Annotated in this window: 16 protein-coding genes; 12 read left to right on the forward strand and 4 right to left on the reverse strand. The window is 68.5% G+C overall.

Annotation, left to right across the window (positions count from 1 at the left end; translation table 11 throughout):
- Nucleotides 1-141: 141 nt before the first annotated feature.
- Together SNOV_RS12115 and SNOV_RS12120 are read left to right on the forward strand one after the other, a co-directional pair.
- The gene (locus SNOV_RS12115) at nucleotides 142-615 is read left to right on the forward strand and encodes a YaiI/YqxD family protein (protein ID WP_013167227.1); all 474 of its coding nucleotides are present in this window, start codon (nucleotides 142-144) and stop codon (nucleotides 613-615) included.
- Between the two features lie 29 nt (nucleotides 616-644).
- Nucleotides 645-1,382 (forward strand): 3-keto-5-aminohexanoate cleavage protein, encoded by a 738-nt coding sequence (locus SNOV_RS12120; RefSeq protein ID WP_013167228.1) that lies wholly within the window; start codon nucleotides 645-647, stop codon nucleotides 1,380-1,382.
- 12 nt (nucleotides 1,383-1,394) lie between these two features.
- Here SNOV_RS12120 and SNOV_RS12125 read toward each other — a convergent pair whose 3' ends face one another.
- Together SNOV_RS12125 and ppc are read right to left on the reverse strand one after the other, a co-directional pair.
- Nucleotides 1,395-1,688: a cupin domain-containing protein gene (locus SNOV_RS12125; RefSeq protein WP_013167229.1), complete on the reverse strand. Its 294-nt coding sequence runs from the start codon at nucleotides 1,686-1,688 to the stop codon at nucleotides 1,395-1,397.
- Nucleotides 1,689-1,716: 28 nt separating this feature from the next.
- A complete protein-coding gene (gene ppc / locus SNOV_RS12130; RefSeq protein WP_013167230.1) occupies nucleotides 1,717-4,503 on the reverse strand; it encodes a phosphoenolpyruvate carboxylase in 2,787 nt (928 codons plus the stop codon).
- A 241-nt stretch (nucleotides 4,504-4,744) separates the two neighbouring features.
- Here ppc and SNOV_RS24105 point away from each other — a divergent pair, with 241 nt between their 5' ends.
- Nucleotides 4,745-5,065: a hypothetical protein gene (locus tag SNOV_RS24105; protein ID WP_244412745.1), complete on the forward strand. Its 321-nt coding sequence runs from the start codon at nucleotides 4,745-4,747 to the stop codon at nucleotides 5,063-5,065.
- Between the two features lie 238 nt (nucleotides 5,066-5,303).
- The gene (locus SNOV_RS12140) at nucleotides 5,304-6,278 is read left to right on the forward strand and encodes a TIM44-like domain-containing protein (RefSeq protein ID WP_244412747.1); all 975 of its coding nucleotides are present in this window, start codon (nucleotides 5,304-5,306) and stop codon (nucleotides 6,276-6,278) included.
- A 55-nt stretch (nucleotides 6,279-6,333) separates the two neighbouring features.
- Here the strand turns inward: SNOV_RS12140 and SNOV_RS12145 are convergent, their stop codons facing one another.
- Nucleotides 6,334-6,720, reverse strand: a complete 387-nt coding sequence (locus tag SNOV_RS12145; RefSeq protein WP_013167233.1) for a DUF805 domain-containing protein — start codon at nucleotides 6,718-6,720, stop codon at nucleotides 6,334-6,336.
- 357 nt (nucleotides 6,721-7,077) lie between these two features.
- A complete protein-coding gene (gene uvrB / locus SNOV_RS12150; protein ID WP_013167234.1) occupies nucleotides 7,078-9,639 on the reverse strand; it encodes an excinuclease ABC subunit UvrB in 2,562 nt (853 codons plus the stop codon).
- 458 nt (nucleotides 9,640-10,097) lie between these two features.
- Here uvrB and SNOV_RS12155 point away from each other — a divergent pair, with 458 nt between their 5' ends.
- The 8 genes from SNOV_RS12155 to SNOV_RS12190 all read left to right on the forward strand — a co-directional run bounded on the left by SNOV_RS12155 (nucleotide 10,098) and on the right by SNOV_RS12190 (nucleotide 17,082).
- A complete protein-coding gene (locus SNOV_RS12155; protein ID WP_013167235.1) occupies nucleotides 10,098-10,904 on the forward strand; it encodes a hypothetical protein in 807 nt (268 codons plus the stop codon).
- 237 nt (nucleotides 10,905-11,141) lie between these two features.
- On the forward strand, nucleotides 11,142-11,837 hold the full coding sequence (locus SNOV_RS12160; protein ID WP_013167236.1) for a cysteine hydrolase family protein: 696 nt from the start codon (nucleotides 11,142-11,144) through the stop codon (nucleotides 11,835-11,837).
- Nucleotides 11,838-11,905: 68 nt separating this feature from the next.
- On the forward strand, nucleotides 11,906-13,519 hold the full coding sequence (locus tag SNOV_RS12165; RefSeq protein WP_013167237.1) for a hypothetical protein: 1,614 nt from the start codon (nucleotides 11,906-11,908) through the stop codon (nucleotides 13,517-13,519).
- 221 nt (nucleotides 13,520-13,740) lie between these two features.
- On the forward strand, nucleotides 13,741-14,265 hold the full coding sequence (locus SNOV_RS24250; protein ID WP_013167238.1) for a peptidoglycan-binding domain-containing protein: 525 nt from the start codon (nucleotides 13,741-13,743) through the stop codon (nucleotides 14,263-14,265).
- A gap of 65 nt (nucleotides 14,266-14,330) precedes the next feature.
- A complete protein-coding gene (locus SNOV_RS12175; RefSeq protein WP_013167239.1) occupies nucleotides 14,331-14,684 on the forward strand; it encodes a cupin domain-containing protein in 354 nt (117 codons plus the stop codon).
- A 257-nt stretch (nucleotides 14,685-14,941) separates the two neighbouring features.
- Nucleotides 14,942-15,523: a hypothetical protein gene (locus SNOV_RS12180; protein WP_013167240.1), complete on the forward strand. Its 582-nt coding sequence runs from the start codon at nucleotides 14,942-14,944 to the stop codon at nucleotides 15,521-15,523.
- The gene (locus tag SNOV_RS12185; protein ID WP_013167241.1) at nucleotides 15,520-16,191 is read left to right on the forward strand and encodes a ribonuclease T2 family protein; all 672 of its coding nucleotides are present in this window, start codon (nucleotides 15,520-15,522) and stop codon (nucleotides 16,189-16,191) included. Before SNOV_RS12180 ends, SNOV_RS12185 begins: the two co-directional genes overlap by 4 nt.
- Nucleotides 16,192-16,209: 18 nt before the next feature.
- Nucleotides 16,210-17,082 (forward strand): 23S rRNA (adenine(2030)-N(6))-methyltransferase RlmJ, encoded by an 873-nt coding sequence (locus SNOV_RS12190; RefSeq protein WP_013167242.1) that lies wholly within the window; start codon nucleotides 16,210-16,212, stop codon nucleotides 17,080-17,082.
- The last annotated feature ends 1 nt before the right edge of the window (nucleotide 17,083 follow it).

The following is a 17,083-nucleotide window of genomic DNA, read 5'->3' on the forward strand; positions in this document are numbered from 1 at the left end:
GAGGTCCGTGCCGCGTGATGCGACACTACGCGCCGCCTCTCTAGGCGGTTACCGGGCCGGACCGCGGTCTGACATGGGAAGGGCTGCCCGCAAGGCAGCCCTTCTTTCTTGGCGACTACCCCTACGACAACCGGTAATACTTTGCCGAAACCGATCGTCATCTATATCGACGCCGATGCCTGCCCGGTAAAGGACGAGACCTACCGCGTCGCCGCCCGCCACCGCATCAAGGTGTTCCTCGTCGCCAACAGCTACATCGCCGTCCCGCGCGACGCCGAGGTGGAGCGGGTGATCGTGCCGCCGGGCCTCGACGTCGCCGATGACTGGATCGCCGAGCGGGTGGAGGAAGGCGACCTCGTCATCACCGCCGACGTCCCGCTCGCCGCGCGCGCGGTGGCCAAGGGCGCGGAGGCCATCGGGCCGACCGGAAAGCCCTTCACCGCCTCCTCCATCGGCATGCAGCTTGCCACCCGCAACCTGATGCAGGATCTGCGCGAGGCCGGCGAGATCACCCGCGGCCCCCGCCCCTTCTCCGCCCGCGACCGCTCGGAATTTCTTCAGGCGCTGGAACGCGCGGTGCAGCGGCTGAAACGGAAAGGCTTCCTCGCGGGTTGAACCCGGCACCTGAAGGAGTGGAGGGCGAAATGCTGCAGGCCTGCCTCAACGGCTCGCGGAGCCGGGATTTCCATGCTGCCACGCCGCTCAACCCGGCCGAGCTTGCGGCCGACGCCGCTGCGGTGCTGGCCGCCGGCGCCACCGAGCTGCATCTGCATCCGCGCGACGAGGCGGGCGCCGAGACGCTCGACCCGGTCCATGTCGCGAGCGCGCTGGAGGCGATCCGCGCCCGCGTGCCGGGCACGCCCATCGGCCTGTCGACCCATGCCGGCATCGCGCCGGGCGGCGCCGGCCGGCTGGAGGCGGTGAAGGCATGGACCGTGCTGCCGGACTACGTCTCGGTGAACCTCATCGAGGAGGACGCGCCGGAGATGATCGCGCTCGCCCTCTCGCGCGGCATCGGCGTCGAGGCGGGCCTGTGGTCGGCGGCCGATGCCGAGCGCTTCGTGAAGCTGCCGCAGGCGCGCCAGGCGCTGCGCATCCTCATCGAGATCAACGAGCAGGACGAGGCGGAGGGGCTGGAGGTCGCCGCGGCGATCCGCAAGGTGCTCGCCCGCGCCAGCCTCGACGTGCCGGTGCTCCAGCACGGCCTCGACGCCACCATGTGGCCGCTCTACCGCGACGCGCTGCTGCGCGGCCTCGACAGCCGCATCGGGCTGGAGGACGGCAAGCACATGCCGAACGGTTCGCAGACCGAGGACAATGCGGCGCTGATCAAGGCGGCGATGCTGATGGCAAGGGTGCCGCCGGACGTGCGGACGGCCTAGCGCAGCCGCCCCTCACTTCATCTCCACCTCGACGAAGCTCATCTTCGCCTCGCCGGCATTCTTCACGTCGTGGCGGATGCCGGCCGGGCGCGAATAGGCCTCGCCGGCCCGCATGCGAACCTCGGTGACCACGCCGTCGACGTCGATCTGCATGAAACCGTCGGTCACGAAGACGATGGCGTAGTCCATCGCGTGCTCATGCCAGCCGGTGGTCGCGCCGGGCTCGAAATCCCAGCGCGTGATGCGGACGCGCTCGTCGTCCGCCAGCAGCGTGGGGACGGCGGGCGAAGTGCAGACGAAGGCCATGTGACGCTCCCCGGAGGTTCGCCCCTTCTTACCCCGAGTTGCGCAGTCCTGCCGAGATGCCGTTGATCGTCAGCTGTATCCCCTGCAGCACCTTCTCGTCGGTGTCGTTGCCGCGATAGGCGCGCAGCAGGCCGACCTGCACATGGTTCAGCGGGTCGATATAGGGGAAGCGCGCGCGGATGGAGCGGTCGAGCAGCGGGTTCGAACCCAGCAGCTTCGGCTGCTGCGCAATCGACAGCAGCGCGTCGATCGCCGCCTGATGCTCGGCGCGGATGCGCCCGAAGATGCTCTCGCGCAGCTCCACGTCCTCCACCAGCTCGGCATAGCGCGAGGCGATGGCGATGGAGCTCTTCGACAGCACCATGTCCATGTTGGAGAGCTGTGTGCGGAAGAACGGCCACTCGCGGTACATCTCCTGCAAGAGCGGCAGGCCGTCGGGATTGGCCTTCAGCCATTCGCCCACCGCCGTACCGAAGCCGTACCAGCCCGGCAGCATCAGCCGGCACTGCGCCCAGGAGAACACCCACGGGATCGCGCGCAGGTCCTCCACCCGCCGCGTCTTCTTGCGCGAGGCCGGGCGCGAGCCGATGTTCAGCGTCGCGATCTCGTTGATGACGGTGGATTCCCAGAAATAATCCTCGAAGCGCGGGGTCTCGTAGACCAGCGCCCGATAGGCCTTGAACGCCGCGTCGGAGATCTTCTCCATCACCGACAGATATTCCTCGCGCGGCGCCTTGGCGTCGCCGGAGAGCAGCGTCGCCTCCATGGTCGCGGCGGCGAGGATTTCGAGGTTGCCGCGCCCGACCGCCGGGTTGGAGTACTTGGACGAGATGATCTCGCCCTGCTCGGTGATGCGGATCTGCCCCTGCACCGCCCCGCCCGGCTGGGCGAGGATGGCATCGTAGCTCGGCCCGCCGCCGCGGCCGACCGAGCCGCCGCGGCCGTGGAACAGCCGCAGCCGCACGCCGTGGCGCTTGAACACCTCGATCAGCTCGATCTCGGCCTTGTAGAGCTCCCAGCCGGAGGTGACGAAGCCGCCATCCTTGTTGCTGTCGGAATAGCCGAGCATCACCTCCTGCACGCCGCCGCGGCTGTCGACCAGCTTGCGGTATTCCGGCAGGCGGAACATCTGCTCCATCACCCTGGCGGCGTTGCGCAGGTCCTCGATGGTCTCGAACAGCGGCACGATGTTCACCGCCGCCGTACCGGCGGGATCGACGAGGCCGACCTCCTTGAGCAGCAGCGCCAGCTCCAGCATGTCCGAGACGCCCTCGGCCTTGGAGATGATGCAGGTCTGGATCGCCTCGGGGCCGTAGATCTGGTGGATGCGGGCGCAGGTGCGCAGCATCGCCATCTCCCCCACCGTCTCGTCGGAATAGGCGACGAAGGGCGAGGTGAGCGGGCGCGCGGTGGCGAGTTCGCGCAGCAGCAGGGCGACGCGCGTGCCCTCCGGCAGGCCCTTGTAGTCGGTGCCGGGGGCGGCGACCTCGAACAGCTCGGCGACGCAGCGCTCGTGGACGTCCGAGTTCTGGCGGGAATCCAGCACCGCGAGATGGAAGCCGAAGCAATCGACCGCCCGACGCAGCGCCCGCAGCTTGCCCCGCGCGATGGCGCTGGAGCCGTGCGTGCGCAGCGAGCGGTCGATGATGTCGAGGTCGGCTCGCAATTCCTGGGCGGAGGCATAGGGCGCCGCCGCCGGCTTCTCGGTGATGCCGAGCAGGTCGGCGATCTCCAGCCGGAAGGCGGTGGCGCGCAGCCTCGTAGTGATGACGCCGGTGGCGAGGCGGTAGGGCTCGTTGCGCCGGTGCGGCGAGCCGTCCGAGGAGGCGTCGACCAGCCCCATCAGCTCGCCGGAGACCTTCACCCGGATGGTGCTGATCGAGAGTTCGCCGCCGAGCGCGTCGAGCTCCTCCAGATAGAAGCGCACCGCCTGCGCGCTCTGCATGCGCAGCGTCTCGCGGGTGACGTCGGCGGTGACGAAGGGGTTGCCGTCGCGGTCGCCGCCGATCCAGCTGCCGATGCGCAGGAAGGAGGCGAGTTCGGAAGCCTCGCCGCTGCCGTCGAGCGCGGCGAGCCGGTCCTCCACCGCCGCATAGAGCTTCGGCAGCTGGCGCAGGAAGGTGTAGTCGTAATAGGCGAGCCCGTTCGCCACCTCGTCCAGCACCGTCAGCTTGGTCCGGCGCAGCAGGTTGGTCTGCCACAGCATCAGCACGCGGCGGCGCAGCTCGTCGTCGGCGAGCTCCTGCTCCTCCGGCGTCGGGTCGAGCCGGGCGCGGTCGGCCAGCAGCTCGGCGATGCACATCTCATGCGTCAGCGTCGAGCGGCGGCGCACCTCGGTCGGGTGGGCGGTGAGCACCGGGCTCGCCAGCGCGGTATCAAAGAAGCCGCGCAGCTCGGCGGACGAGACGCCATGCGCGCGTGCCTTCTCGATCGCCCGGGCCACGCTGGGCGGACCGCCATTGCCGGCCGCCGCCGCCGCGCGCATGCGGCGGATGACGTTCTGGTCCTCGGCGATGTTGGCGAGGTGGGAGAAATAGGAGAAAGCCCGGACGATGGTGACGGTCTGCTCGGGGTCGAGCTGGTTCAGGATCGCCTCCAGCTCGTGCCGGGCGCCCTCGTCCTCCTCGCGGTGGAAGCGGGTGGAGACGCGGCGGATGCGCTCCACCAGTTCGAAGGTCGGCTCGCCCTCCTGGTCGCGCAGCGTGTCGCCCAGCACCCGGCCCAGCATGCGGATGTCGTCGCGCAGCGACAGGTCGAGTTCGCCGTCGGCATCGAGCTCGGCATCGGGCAGGGCGATGGTGAGGGCAACGGACATGGCGATACTCCTTTAGGCTAAGGCGAACTTAGCAATTAGCATGCCGTCCATGACAGCCTAGCCGCGGCGTTCTCCCCGCCCGCAATGCCGCAGGCCGAATGCCCCGCCCCGCACACACCGACACCACTATGGCCATTTGGGTGAGGCGGCCGCGCCACAGCCTTCGTAATTCTCATCAAATGCCCTATCGCCGCCGCGATTGTGAACGAAATCGCCGCCAGCATGAACGCTGTGCTCAGGGATGATTCAGAGTTACTGGCTCATAAAGGTGGGCATGCAAAGGCGACATCCGCAGGTTGTCGTCCGGCAAAATGAAAGACCGGCCAAGGCCGGATGTGTCGAACTGAAGCGTATGCGTAACAGGAAGGACTTCGAAATGCCCCCCGTCATGAACCGTAGCGAGGTTCAGACCCCGACCGTGACTCGTCCGTCCCGGACTGCCGCCTTCGTCGAGGCCGCCTCTCTTTCCGCCACCCGTCCTGCCGAAACCGGCAAGAAGAGCCCGAACGCGAATGCGCCGGTAGGCTCCATCGCCGCCATCGAGTCGCTCCTCGGCTGCTGAGCCCGCTCGGCGGTCCCCGTAACAGCGGGCGGGCCGCCGCTTCACGCGAATGTGTGGCCGGGCGCAAAGCGGTGCGTCGGGCCACGGCGCCGGAGCTGCGACGAGCGGTCCGGCCGCAATGGGGTTCTGCGGGCTGGCAATTGCCCCTCCTCTCCTCCATATGGATGACGTAGCGGCATGCGCCGCGTCACGTTTCCACCGTAGAGAGGCCACCGACTTGCGTCCGCGTTCTCTTTCCTTGCGCCTTGCCCTTGGCGCGCTCCTCCTGGCCGCTGGCGTCACCGTCGCCGCCGATTTTGCCGAGGCCCGCGTCGGCCGTGGCGGCAGCTTCGGCAGCCGTGGCACGCGCACCTGGTCCACCCCAGCCCCCACCCCGACGGCGCCCACCGCCCAGTCGATGCAGCGTTCCGCCACGCCGCAGAGCCAGATGGGCCAGACCGCGGCCCGCGCGCCCGGCGGCTTCTTCAACCGCGGCGGCTTCATGGGCGGGCTGATGGGCGGCCTGCTCGGCGCCGGTCTGTTCGGCCTGCTGTTCGGCTCGGGCTTCTTCTCCGGCCTCGGCAGCCTCGCCGGCATTCTCGGCCTGCTCTTGCAGATCGCCCTCGTCGTCATCGTGGTCCGGCTGGTGATGGGCTGGATGCGCTCGCGCAACCAGCCTTCCTATGCCGGCGGCGCACGCCCCGATCCGATGCAGCGCGAGGCGCTGAACGGCGGCGCCCCCATGGGTGGGGCACCGATGGGTGGAGCGCCGATGGGCGGCGCAGGCGCGGCTCCCCGCGCCGGCTTCGGCACCGGCCCGCGCGGCCGACCGATCCAGCTGCAGGGTTCCGACTTCGACACGTTCGAGCGCCGGCTGGAGGAGATCCAGACCGCCTATGGCCGCGCCGACCGCGACACGCTGCTGCGGCTCGCCACGCCCGAGATGGGCGGCTATCTGCGCGAGGAGCTCGACCAGCTCGAGCGCGACGGGCTGGAGAACCGCCTCGGCGACGTCAAGCTGCTGCAGGGCGACCTGTCGGAAGCCTGGGCCGAGGACGGCAGCGAATACGCCACCGTCGCCATGCGCTACGAGTTGACCGACGTGATCGTCGAGAAGGCTACCGGCCGCATCGTCCAGGGCGACCCCAGCCGCAAGGAACAGGTGGTCGAGTTCTGGACCTTCGTCCGCAGCCCCGGCGGCGAATGGCTCCTCAGCGCCATCCAGCAGGGCTGAGCGGCACCATCGATCCGGAATGACGGACGGGCGGCGAGAGCCGCCCGTTTTCGTTTCAGCCCAGCGGATCGGGCCCGAAGCGGTTCGGACCCTGCGTGCCGCGGAACATGAACCAGAAGAACACGATGATCGTGCCGATGCCGGTGAAGGCCAGCAGCAGCCACCAGCCGGTGCGGTCCATGTCGTGGAAGCGGCGTACGCCGACGGCGATCGACGGGATCAGCAGCGCCAGCCCGACCAGCGAGGTGAACGGCGTGAACAGGTGCGCGTCGCCATAGCGCCAGAGCGAATAGTCGCCGAAGGTCAGCGTGTCGACGATGCCGGCGACCCAGTTCGCCAGCACCATGAACAGCACGAACCACCAATATTCCGAGCGCGGCGCGCGCCCCTGGAACGTCGCGTATCTCCCCAGCACGCTGGAGATGGCCTGCGTGAACCCCATGGCTTTCCCCCTGCCCCGAGACTCACATGCCGAGCCCCGCGTGCCGAAGGGGAAGCCGCGGCGTGGCGGCTGTCAATGAGGATGAAGGGCCGCCCGGTTCCCGTCATCTCGGAGGGGCGATCCACTCCCACGCGACGTCATCCCCGGCCTCGTGCCGGGGATCCACGTCTTTCTGCCCGAAGGCGTGGATGGCCGGGCCAAGCCCGGCCATGACGATACCTCTCCATTCCTCGTCATCCCGGACGGCCAACGGCCGATCCGGGATCGTGACCAGAATGGAGAGCGATCCCGGCTCTGCGGCTGCGCCTTCGGCCGGGATGACGGAGACACGAAGAGGCTTTACCGGCTTTACCGGCTTTACCGCCCCTTGCGCCGCCCGCCCTTGCGGTAGCCCTTGGTCATCGGGTCCGGACGCTCCGGGCGCACCCAGTCCTCGACGCGCAGCGGCTCGGTGCGGTCGGTGCCGGGGCCCATGTCGTCGAGCGAGGGCCTGACGATCCGCGAGGCGCCGCCCGCGTCATAGCGCGCCTGCGCCTCGTCGGCCCGCGCCTCATGGCCGGAGGAAACGTGGCCCGGGGACGACCGCCGCCCGCCGCCTTTCTTCTCCGGCAAATTGGCCGAGCGGCCATACTTCCGCTCGCCGCGATAGCCGCCGGTGCGGTCGTCGACATTCTCCTGCCGCGCCAGCGGGTCGTCGGAGAGCACGAGCTCGGTCGCCTGCAGCCGCTTGATCTCGTCGCGCAGCCGCGCCGCCTGCTCGAAGTCGAGATCGGCAGCCGCCGTGCGCATGCGCTTCTCGAGGTCGGCGATCACCGCCGCGAGGTTGTGGCCATAGGTGGCGCCCTCCTCGGCGAGGCCGGCATCGACCGTCACATGGTCGCGCTCATAGACGCTGTTCAGGATGTCGCCGATCGCCTTGCGCACGCTCTCCGGGGTGATGCCGTGCTCGGTGTTCCAGGCGATCTGCTTGGCGCGGCGGCGCTCGGTCTCGGCCATCGCCCGCTCCATCGAGCCGGTGATGCTGTCGGCATAGAGCACCACCCGCCCGTCGACGTTGCGCGCGGCGCGGCCGATGGTCTGCACCAGCGAGGTCTCCGAGCGCAGGAAGCCTTCCTTGTCGGCGTCGAGGATGGCGACCAGCCCGCATTCCGGGATGTCGAGGCCCTCGCGCAGCAGGTTGATGCCTATCAGCACGTCGAAGGCGCCGAGCCGCAGGTCGCGGATGATCTCGATGCGCTCGATCGTGTCGATGTCCGAATGCATGTAGCGCACGCGGATGCCGTTCTCGTGCAGGTACTCTGTCAGATCCTCGGCCATGCGCTTGGTGAGCGTCGTCACCAGCGTGCGGTAGCCCTTCGCCGCCGTCTGCCGCACCTCGCCCAAGAGATCGTCCACCTGCGTGCGCGCCGGGCGCACCTCGACCTCCGGGTCGACGAGGCCGGTCGGGCGGATCACCTGCTCGACGAAGACGCCGCCGGTGCGCTCCATCTCCCATTTGCCGGGGGTGGCGGAGACATGCACCGTCTGCGGGCGCATCGCCTCCCATTCCTCGAAGCGCAGCGGCCGGTTGTCCATGCAGCTCGGCAGGCGGAAGCCGTATTCCGCCAGCGTCGCCTTGCGGCGGAAGTCGCCGCGATACATGGCGCCGATCTGCGGCACCGTCACATGGCTCTCGTCGACGAAGATCAGCGCGTTGTCCGGCACGTACTCGAACAGGGTCGGCGGCGGCTCGCCCGGCAGGCGGCCGGTGAGCCAGCGCGAATAGTTCTCGATGCCCGCGCAGCTTCCCGTCGCCTCCATCATCTCCAGGTCGAAGGTGCAGCGCTGCTCCAGCCGCTGGGCTTCCAGCAGGCGGCCCATGGCGTTCAGCTCGTCGAGCCGGTGGCGCAATTCGTTCTTGATGCCGGCGATGGCCTGGATCAGCGTCGGGCGCGGCGTCACATAATGCGAGTTGGCGTAGAGCTTGACGAATTTGAGGTCCTGCGACTTCTGCCCGGTGAGCGGGTCGAATTCCTGGATGCTCTCCACCTCGTCGCCGAACAGCGAGACGCGCCAGGCGCGATCCTCGTAATGCGCCGGGAAGATCTCGATGACGTCGCCCCTCACCCGGAACGTGCCGCGGCCGAAATCGCCCTGCGTGCGCTTGTATTGCAGCGCCACGAGGTCCGCGAGCAGCGCGCGCTGGTCGATGCGCTCGCCCACCTCGATCTTGAAGGTCATCGAGGCATAGGTCTCGACCGAGCCGATACCGTAGATGCAGGACACCGAGGCGACGATGATGACGTCGTCGCGCTCCAGCAGCGAGCGCGTCGCCGAGTGGCGCATGCGGTCGATCTGCTCGTTGATCGAGGATTCCTTCTCGATGAAGGTGTCGGTGCGCGGGACGTAGGCTTCCGGCTGGTAGTAGTCGTAATAGGAGACGAAATACTCCACCGCATTGTCGGGGAAGAAGCTCTTGAACTCGCCATAGAGCTGCGCCGCCAGCGTCTTGTTCGGCGCCAGCACCAGCGCCGGGCGCTGCAGGCGCTGGATGACGTTGGCCATGGTGAAGGTCTTGCCCGAGCCGGTGACGCCGAGCAGCACCTGGTCGCGCTCGCCCTCGCTCGCCGCCGCCACGAGGTCGTCGATCGCCTTCGGCTGGTCGCCATTGGGCGTGTAGTCCGACTTCAGCACGAACTTGACGCCGCCTTCGGACTTCTCCGGGCGCGCCGGACGGTGCGGCGTCCAGACCTGCCGGTCGACCTCGGCGCGGCCGCCCTCGATCAGCGCGGAGAGCGCGGCGACGGTGGCGGAGGCACCCGAGGTCGGCGCCACGCCGAGCTTCTCGGCAAGGGCGGGATCGAGCGTGGAAACTTGCGCGGGCTCGAAGGCGCGCTGGGAGCGCTCTCCGAATCCGCCGGGACGTGAAGCTTTGGCCATGGGCGGAATATGGGCGTTCGAGGCCTGTGAGAAAAGGGGCGGAAGGTGCGCCCAGCCCCGACTGCGCACCATTCGCCGCCGGACTGAGCGGCTGAAATCCAAACCTGCCCTCATCCCCGGGCTTGACCGGGGGACCCAGGGGAACCGGGTGCTCCCGGTCACTGGGTGGCAGGAAGTCGGGCTTGCCCGACTTCCTCGTTCAAAGACCGAAGTTGGCAAATGCCGACTTCGGGTCAAGCCCGGTCATGCGGGAGGAAGAAATGCGCTCAGAAGAACGGCAGCGGGCCAGGAAAGCAGGCGATCGGGACAAAATGTGTCAGCAGTCCCGAACCCCGCGTCCAGATACCCGACGCATCAATCCCTTCTGCAATCTAAAATAGTTAATATTAATTAGCACATCTATTGATTGCATCGCTGAACCTCCTCATCATACCGGCGGGGAAGAGGGGGTGGAGGCGATGGGCGTGTACTGGAGCGCCGCCGCGCGCGGCATCGGCTTCATAATGCTGGGCCTGCCGCTGGCGGCGTGCGATCCGGCGACCCTGCCCGGCGGCCCCTATATGCGGCCGGTGGCGCTGGTGGATTACTCGATCAGCGCCGCCTATGCGGATCCGGTTACCGGCACCGTGCCGGCCGTCCAGCCCGTGTCCGGCCTGTCCACCACCCATGTGCCGGTCCTCGACCTCGGCGAGGTCGTCGACATCGACACGCCGGCGAAGAGAGACTTCATCCAGGACGCCCTGTTGCAGCGTTCCGACGTGCTCTGCCAGAGCTACATGGACGGGCTCTACTACCGCGTCGCCGCGCGCCGCGCCGTGCTGAGCCAGATCGCCCAGGTGGCCTCGGCGATCGGTGCCTTCTCGACGGCTGCGCAGGGCCCAAGCATCGCGGCGCTGGTCGCCAACATCGCCGGCGGCACCAACAATGTGCTGGATTCGGAAGTGATGCAGAGCCAGCTCATCACCCTCATCACCAAGCAGATCGAAACCAACCGGGCGCAGGTGCTCGGCATGATCATGACAGCCCGGCAGGATGCGAACAGGACGCCGGTCCCGCTGAGCAAATATGCCCTGTCGCTCGCCCTGCGCGATGCGATGACCTATCACCAGCAATGTTCCTTCGTGCAGGCGATCACGGGCCTCGCCGCCGTCGCCGGTCGGCCCAACCCGACCACCACCACCCAATCCGGCGCGGCCGCCAGCGCGGCGGCCAACGCGGAAGCGGATGCCCTCACATCGGCGGCGGGAATAACGCGCCGGCCATAACACCGACGATACTGCCCCTGCGTCTGCGGCGTTTGTTGCCGATTGAGGCGGTATGCCGGAGATGTGAGCAGAAGTCCCGTGAATGGCAGGGCACGCCGAAGGACGTCAATCGTTACAATTCAATGAGATAGAGCCATACTGCCTAACTCATAATCATTGGCACGCCCGATGCATACACCTCTGTATGCACGTTCGGGCCCGGCCGTCTCCGGGCTCCTTCATCGTGTCGGAGCGCCAATGACCGAATCGCTTCTCGCCGCCGAGCCTGCGCCTCTCGCCTTCCATCCGGCCCGCACGGCGCTGGTGATCATCGACATGCAGCGCGATTTCCTCGAGCCCGGCGGCTTCGGCGAGACGCTGGGCAACGATGTCTCGCTGCTGCAGGCCGCCGTCGGCCCCTGCAAGGCGGCGCTGAAAGCGGCCCGCGCGGCCGGCATGCTCGTCATCCACACCCGCGAGGGCCACCGCCCCGACATGGCCGACGCCCCGCCCGCCAAGGTCGAGCGCGGCGCGCCCACCGCCCGCATCGGTTGTGCCGGCCCGATGGGCCGCATCCTCATCCGCGGCGAGCCCGGCCACGACATCATCGCCGAGCTCTACCCCGCCCCCGGCGAGCCGGTGCTCGACAAGCCGGGCAAGGGCGCCTTCTACCAGACCGACCTCGAACTCATGCTGAAGAACCGCGGCGTCGACACGCTGCTGGTCGCCGGCGTGACCACCGAGGTCTGCGTCCACACCACGATACGCGAGGGCAATGATCGCGGCTATCGCTGCGTGGCGCTGGCCGATTGCTGCGCCTCCTATTTCCCGGAGTTCCACCGCGTCGGGCTGGAGATGGTGAAGGCCCAGGGCGGGATCTTCGGCTGGGTCTCCGATTCCGCGGCGCTGAAGGTGGCGCTCGGCAACAAGGCCCTCGCGGCCAGCGCCGCCTGACCGTTTCGCGTCCTTCCACGCCTGCGCATGCGCCTCACCCCCTTCCGCCATCTCGAGGAACACCGAGCATGTCCGCGACCGAAATGACCCCGATTTCGCCCTCCCGCGTCGGCATGCGCCCGACGCTGTGGACCCGCGGCGACTGGAACGCCCTGTTCGGCTTCGGCACCAACATCCTCGTCAACATGCTGGTGCTCACCGGCCTCCTGCAGTTCGTGCTGAAGATGCCGCCGGAAATCGTGTTCGGCCGCATCCTGCCGGCGGTCGGGCTGATGATGTTCCTGTCCACCGCCTATTACGCCTTCCTCGGCTATCAGCTGGCGAAGAAGACCGGCCGCGACGACGTCTGCGCCCTGCCCTCGGGCATCTCGGTGCCGCACATGTTCGTCGTCACCTTCGTCATCATGCTGCCGATTGGCGCCGCCACCGGCGATCCGATCCAGGGCTGGGAGGCCGGCCTCGTCTGGGTGTTCTTCCAGAGCTTCATCCTGATGATCGGCGGCTTCGTCGCCCCCTATATCCGCAAGATCACCCCCCGCGCGGCGCTGCTCGGCACGCTGGCGGGCGTGTCCATCGCCTTCATCTCCATGCGCCCGGCCTTCGAGATCTTCTCCACCCCGGTGATCGGCCTCGTCTGCTTCGCCATCATCATGGTGAGCTGGTTCGGCGGGCTGAAATATCCGCGCGGCATCCCCGCCGGCCTCGTCGCCATCGCGGTCGGCATGGTCATCGCCTGGGGCTCGAACCTGTTCGGGCTCAATTATGGCGGCATGAGCGTCGCCAAGGTCGGCGACGCGCTGGCGAATTTCGGCTTCTCCATCCCGCTGCCGGCGGTCGACCACGTCTTCCACGGCTTCAAATATCTCGGCATCATCCTCGTCACCGCCATCCCCTTCGGCATCTACGATCTGGTCGAGGCGATGGACAACGTGGAGAGCGCGGAAGCCGCGGGCGACCACTACCCGACCACGCGGGTGCTCACCGCCGACGGCGTGGTCAGCCTGATCGGCTGCCTGATGGGCAACCCCTTCATCAACGCCGTCTATATCGGCCACCCCGGCTGGAAATCGATGGGCGGGCGCATCGGCTATTCCGCCGCCACCGGGCTGATCGTCATCCTGCTCTCGTGGTTCGGCATCATCGCGCTGCTGCTGGCGCTGATCCCGGTGGTCGCCATCTCGCCGATCCTGCTCTACATCGGCATGCTGATCGGCGCGCAGGCGTTCCAGACCACCCCGGCAAGCCACGCCCCGGCGGTGGTGCTGGCGCTGACCCCGCACCTCGCGGCGTGGGCGAAGCTCTTGATCGACAATTCGCTCGGCCTCGCCGGCACCTCGGCCGCCGCCATCGGCATCGAGAAGATGGGCGCGGTCGGCGTGCTCTATCACGGCATCGAGGTGATGGGCGGCGGCGCCATCCTGGTCGGCCTCGTGCTGGGCGCCATCGGCGTGTTCGTGGTCGAGCGGCAGTTCGTCCACGCCGCCGCCTTTGCCCTCGCCGGCGCGGTGCTCACCTTCTTCGGCTTCATGCATGGCGAGACGGTAGGCATCGCGGTCACCCCGACCGTGTCCTTCGCCTATGTGCTGGTCGCCGGCTTCCTGTTCGCCTGCGCCAAATATGCCGCGCTGGAAGAGGCGCCGGCCACCGCCACGCCGGAGCCGCAGGCCGCCCCGGCGGAGTAGCGTCAGACCGCTTTCGCTTCGACGCCGGGGGGCGCCTCGAAGCGGCTTGAGACGGCGCGGAGCATCCTGCGGGATGGGCCGCGCCGCTCTTGTTTGCGGCCCCCGCCGCCGATCCTTCATTTTCCCGTCGGTCAAGCTGTGGTCTGCTCCTCGCACGGGGGCATGCGGCCCGCGAGGCGTTGCGTCCTCGTCCGGCCCGCGCAAGCGTTGAGAGGCTCATCATGTCGATCTTGAAAAAGGGACTGGCCGGCGCGCCGGTGAAGATCCTTCAGGAGAAGCTGGGTGTTCCCGCCGACGGCCGGTTCGGCCCGAAGACCGAGGAAGCGCTGAAGGCCTACCAGAAGCAGCACGGCCTCTCGGCCGACGGCATCGCCGGCCCGGACACCTTCGCCGCGCTCGGCCTCTACGAGCTCATCCTGCTGAAGGTCGGCACCTCCGGCGAGACGGTGAAGAAGCTGCAATCCGCCCTCGGCATCGGCGCGGACGGCAAGTTCGGTCCCGGCACCGCCAAGGCGGTAAAGGAGTATCAGGCCGCCAACGGCCTCGAGGCGGACGGCTATGCCGGGCCGGCGACGCTGGCCAAGCTCGCTCTGTTCAAGGAGATCACGCCCGAGGTGGTGTCGAAATCGCAGATCGCGCCGGGCAGCGCCCCGGTGGAAGCGTCCGTCGCCGGCTCTCCCGCGGCGGAAGCGGCCGAAGCGCCGCCCAAGAGCATCTGGGCCACCATCAAGGGATTTTTCAGCTAGGATCGTACCACCGCCGCCGGGCGCCTTCTCGTGCCCGGCGGCTCCCTTCTTCCCGCCGAGGCCCCATGTCCTTCCTGCTGCCGTTCAATCTCGAGACCCTCGGCGAACCGGAAGAGACCGCGCCGCTGCCCGAGCGCATCGTCTCGGGCGCGCCGCGCCATCTCACCTGGAATTTCGAGACCCTGCCCGACGGCGCGCTCTATGCCGGCGTCTGGGAATCCTCGCCCGGCGCCTGGCGGGTGGACTATGAGGAGTGGGAGTTCTGCTCCATCACCGAAGGCGTCTCCATCCTGCACGAGGACGGCAAGGCGCCGGTGACGGTGAAGGCCGGCGACAGCTTCGTCATCCGCCCCGGCTTCCAGGGCGTGTGGGAGGTGGTCGAGACCACCCGCAAGCTCTACGTCATCCGGCTGATCTGAGGACATGAAGGCCCACGCATAGCGCATCGTCATCCTGAGGTGCCCGGCGTCAGCCGGGCCTCGAAGGATGGTCGTCCGGGTGCACCTTCAGGACCATCCTTCGAGGCTCGCTGCGCTCGCACCTCAGGATGACGATGCATGCTTCCCGTGCGGCCCCAAGCCAACGGTGCCCGAATCCGGAAAGGTGTGGCCTTGCCGTCATTGACCCGGCCGGAGCGACGACGCATCTTGCCCGCAACGGGTTTGGGAGACGTGCGATGCGTGCCGAAGCGAAGGGTGCTAGGGGCTTCCTCAAGCGGGCGATGAGCGGCCTTGCCGCCGCCGGCATGCTGGCCGCCTCCATCGTGGTCGCGCCGCTCGGCAGCGCGCAGGCGGCCAATTTCTTCGAGAAGAACTTCTGGCTCTCCGGCCCTAATTACAGCGGCAACGTCCCGGCCTGCGACACGCCTTCGGCGCTCTCGCGCATCCAGAGCCGCTTCGCCACCACCGAATCGCGCTTCTGGAACTCCTCGCTCAAGATCACCGGCTTCGAGCGCGTGCGCGAGATCGCCTTCCGCCCCTGGGGTGAGCAATACATGCCGCGCCGCTACTGCGCCGCCGAGGTCTACATCTCCGGCCTCGAGGGCCCGGTCGAGGGCGGCACGTCCGGCTTCTTCGGCGCCGGCCAGTTCTCCGGCGCCACCGCCGACAAGGTGGTCCACGACAAGCGCCACACCATCTGGTACTCGATCATCGAGGATGGCGGCTTCCTCGGCTTCTCCTGGGGCGTCGAGTGGTGCGTCGACGGCCTCGACCGCTCCTGGACCTACGCGCCGAACTGCCGCATGGCCCGCCCGTGAAGCTCGTCGCGGCGGCGCGGCTCCTCCTCGCCGCGCTGACGCTCTGGCCCGCGCTCGCCTTCGCCCAGCAGAAGGGCGAGCCCGGCCGCTTCGACCATTACGTGCTCTCGCTCTCCTGGTCGCCCTCCTATTGCGAGGCGATGGGCCCGCGCGCCGAGCCGGCGCAATGTGCCACCGCCCGCCCCTTCGCCTTCGTCGTGCACGGGCTGTGGCCGCAATATCAGCGCGGCTGGCCGGAATCCTGCCAGAACCCCGCGCCCTATGTGCCCGAGCCGGTACTGCGCTCCATGCTCGACCTCATGCCGAGCCGGCGCCTCGTGCTGCATGAATGGCGCAAGCACGGCACCTGCGCCGGGCTCGACCCCACCGCCTATTTCGACAAGGTGCGCCGCGCCTATCAGGCCGTGACCATCCCCGAGGCGTTCCACCGCCTCGACGACTACACCATGGTCTCGCCCGGCGAGGTGGAGGCCGCCTTCCGCGCCGCCAATCCCGGCCTCGCGCCGGACATGATAGCGGTCGACTGCGACCGCCGGCGCCTCACCGAGGTGCGCATCTGCATGAACCGGCAGCTCGGCTTCACCTCCTGCGACGAGGTCGACCGGCGCGCCTGCCGCACTTCCCGTGTGGTCATGCCGCCGCTGCGCGAAGGCGCAGGCCAGCGATAACGCCGTAGAGACAGGCGCATGAACTACCGCCACGCCTTCCATGCCGGCAATTTCGCCGATGTCGTCAAGCACGTCGTGCTGGCGCGCATCCTCGCCTATCTCGGCCGCAAGCACGCGCCCTACCGCGTCATCGACACCCATGCCGGCGCCGGCCTCTACGACCTCCAGGGCGACGAGGCCCGCCGCACCGGCGAGTGGGAAGGCGGCATCGGCGCCGTACTGCGCCACTCCTTCGCGCCCGACATCGCCGCCCTGCTGGCGCCGTGGCTGGAGGCGGTCCGCGCGGTCAACCCGCCGGCGGAGGATGCCACGCTCGCGGCCGATCTGCGCCATTATCCCGGCTCGCCGCTGATCGCGCAGGCGCTGACCCGCCCGCAGGACCGGCTGCTGTTCTGCGAGACGGTGGCCGGCGTGCGCGACGCGCTCGCTGAGTCGGTCGGCCGCGACGCCCGCGCCAAGGTGCTGGTGACCGATGCGTGGCAGGCGCTGCATGCCTATCTGCCACCCAAGGAGCGGCGCGGGCTGGTGCTGGTCGATCCGCCCTTCGAGGAGCCCGGCGAGTTCCACCGCCTCGCCCAGGGGCTCATCGAGGCGCACAGGCGCTGGTCCACCGGCATCTACGCGCTGTGGTACCCGATCAAGGATGTGCGCGCCGTCGACGCGTTCCGCCGCGAGATCGAGCGCGCCGGCATCCCCAAGACGCTGAGCGTCCAGTTCGACCTGCGGGCGGTCCGGCAGGCCGATACGATGACCGGCTGCGGCATGATCATCGTCAATCCGCCCTTCACCCTCGCCGAGGAGCTGCGCGCTCTGCTTGGCGCCCTCGCCCCGGTGCTCGCCACCGATGGAACCGGCCGCGCGCGGGTCGGCTGGCTCACGCCGGAGCGCTGAC

The organism is Ancylobacter novellus DSM 506 (assembly GCF_000092925.1).
Taxonomy (GTDB): domain Bacteria; phylum Pseudomonadota; class Alphaproteobacteria; order Rhizobiales; family Xanthobacteraceae; genus Ancylobacter; species Ancylobacter novellus.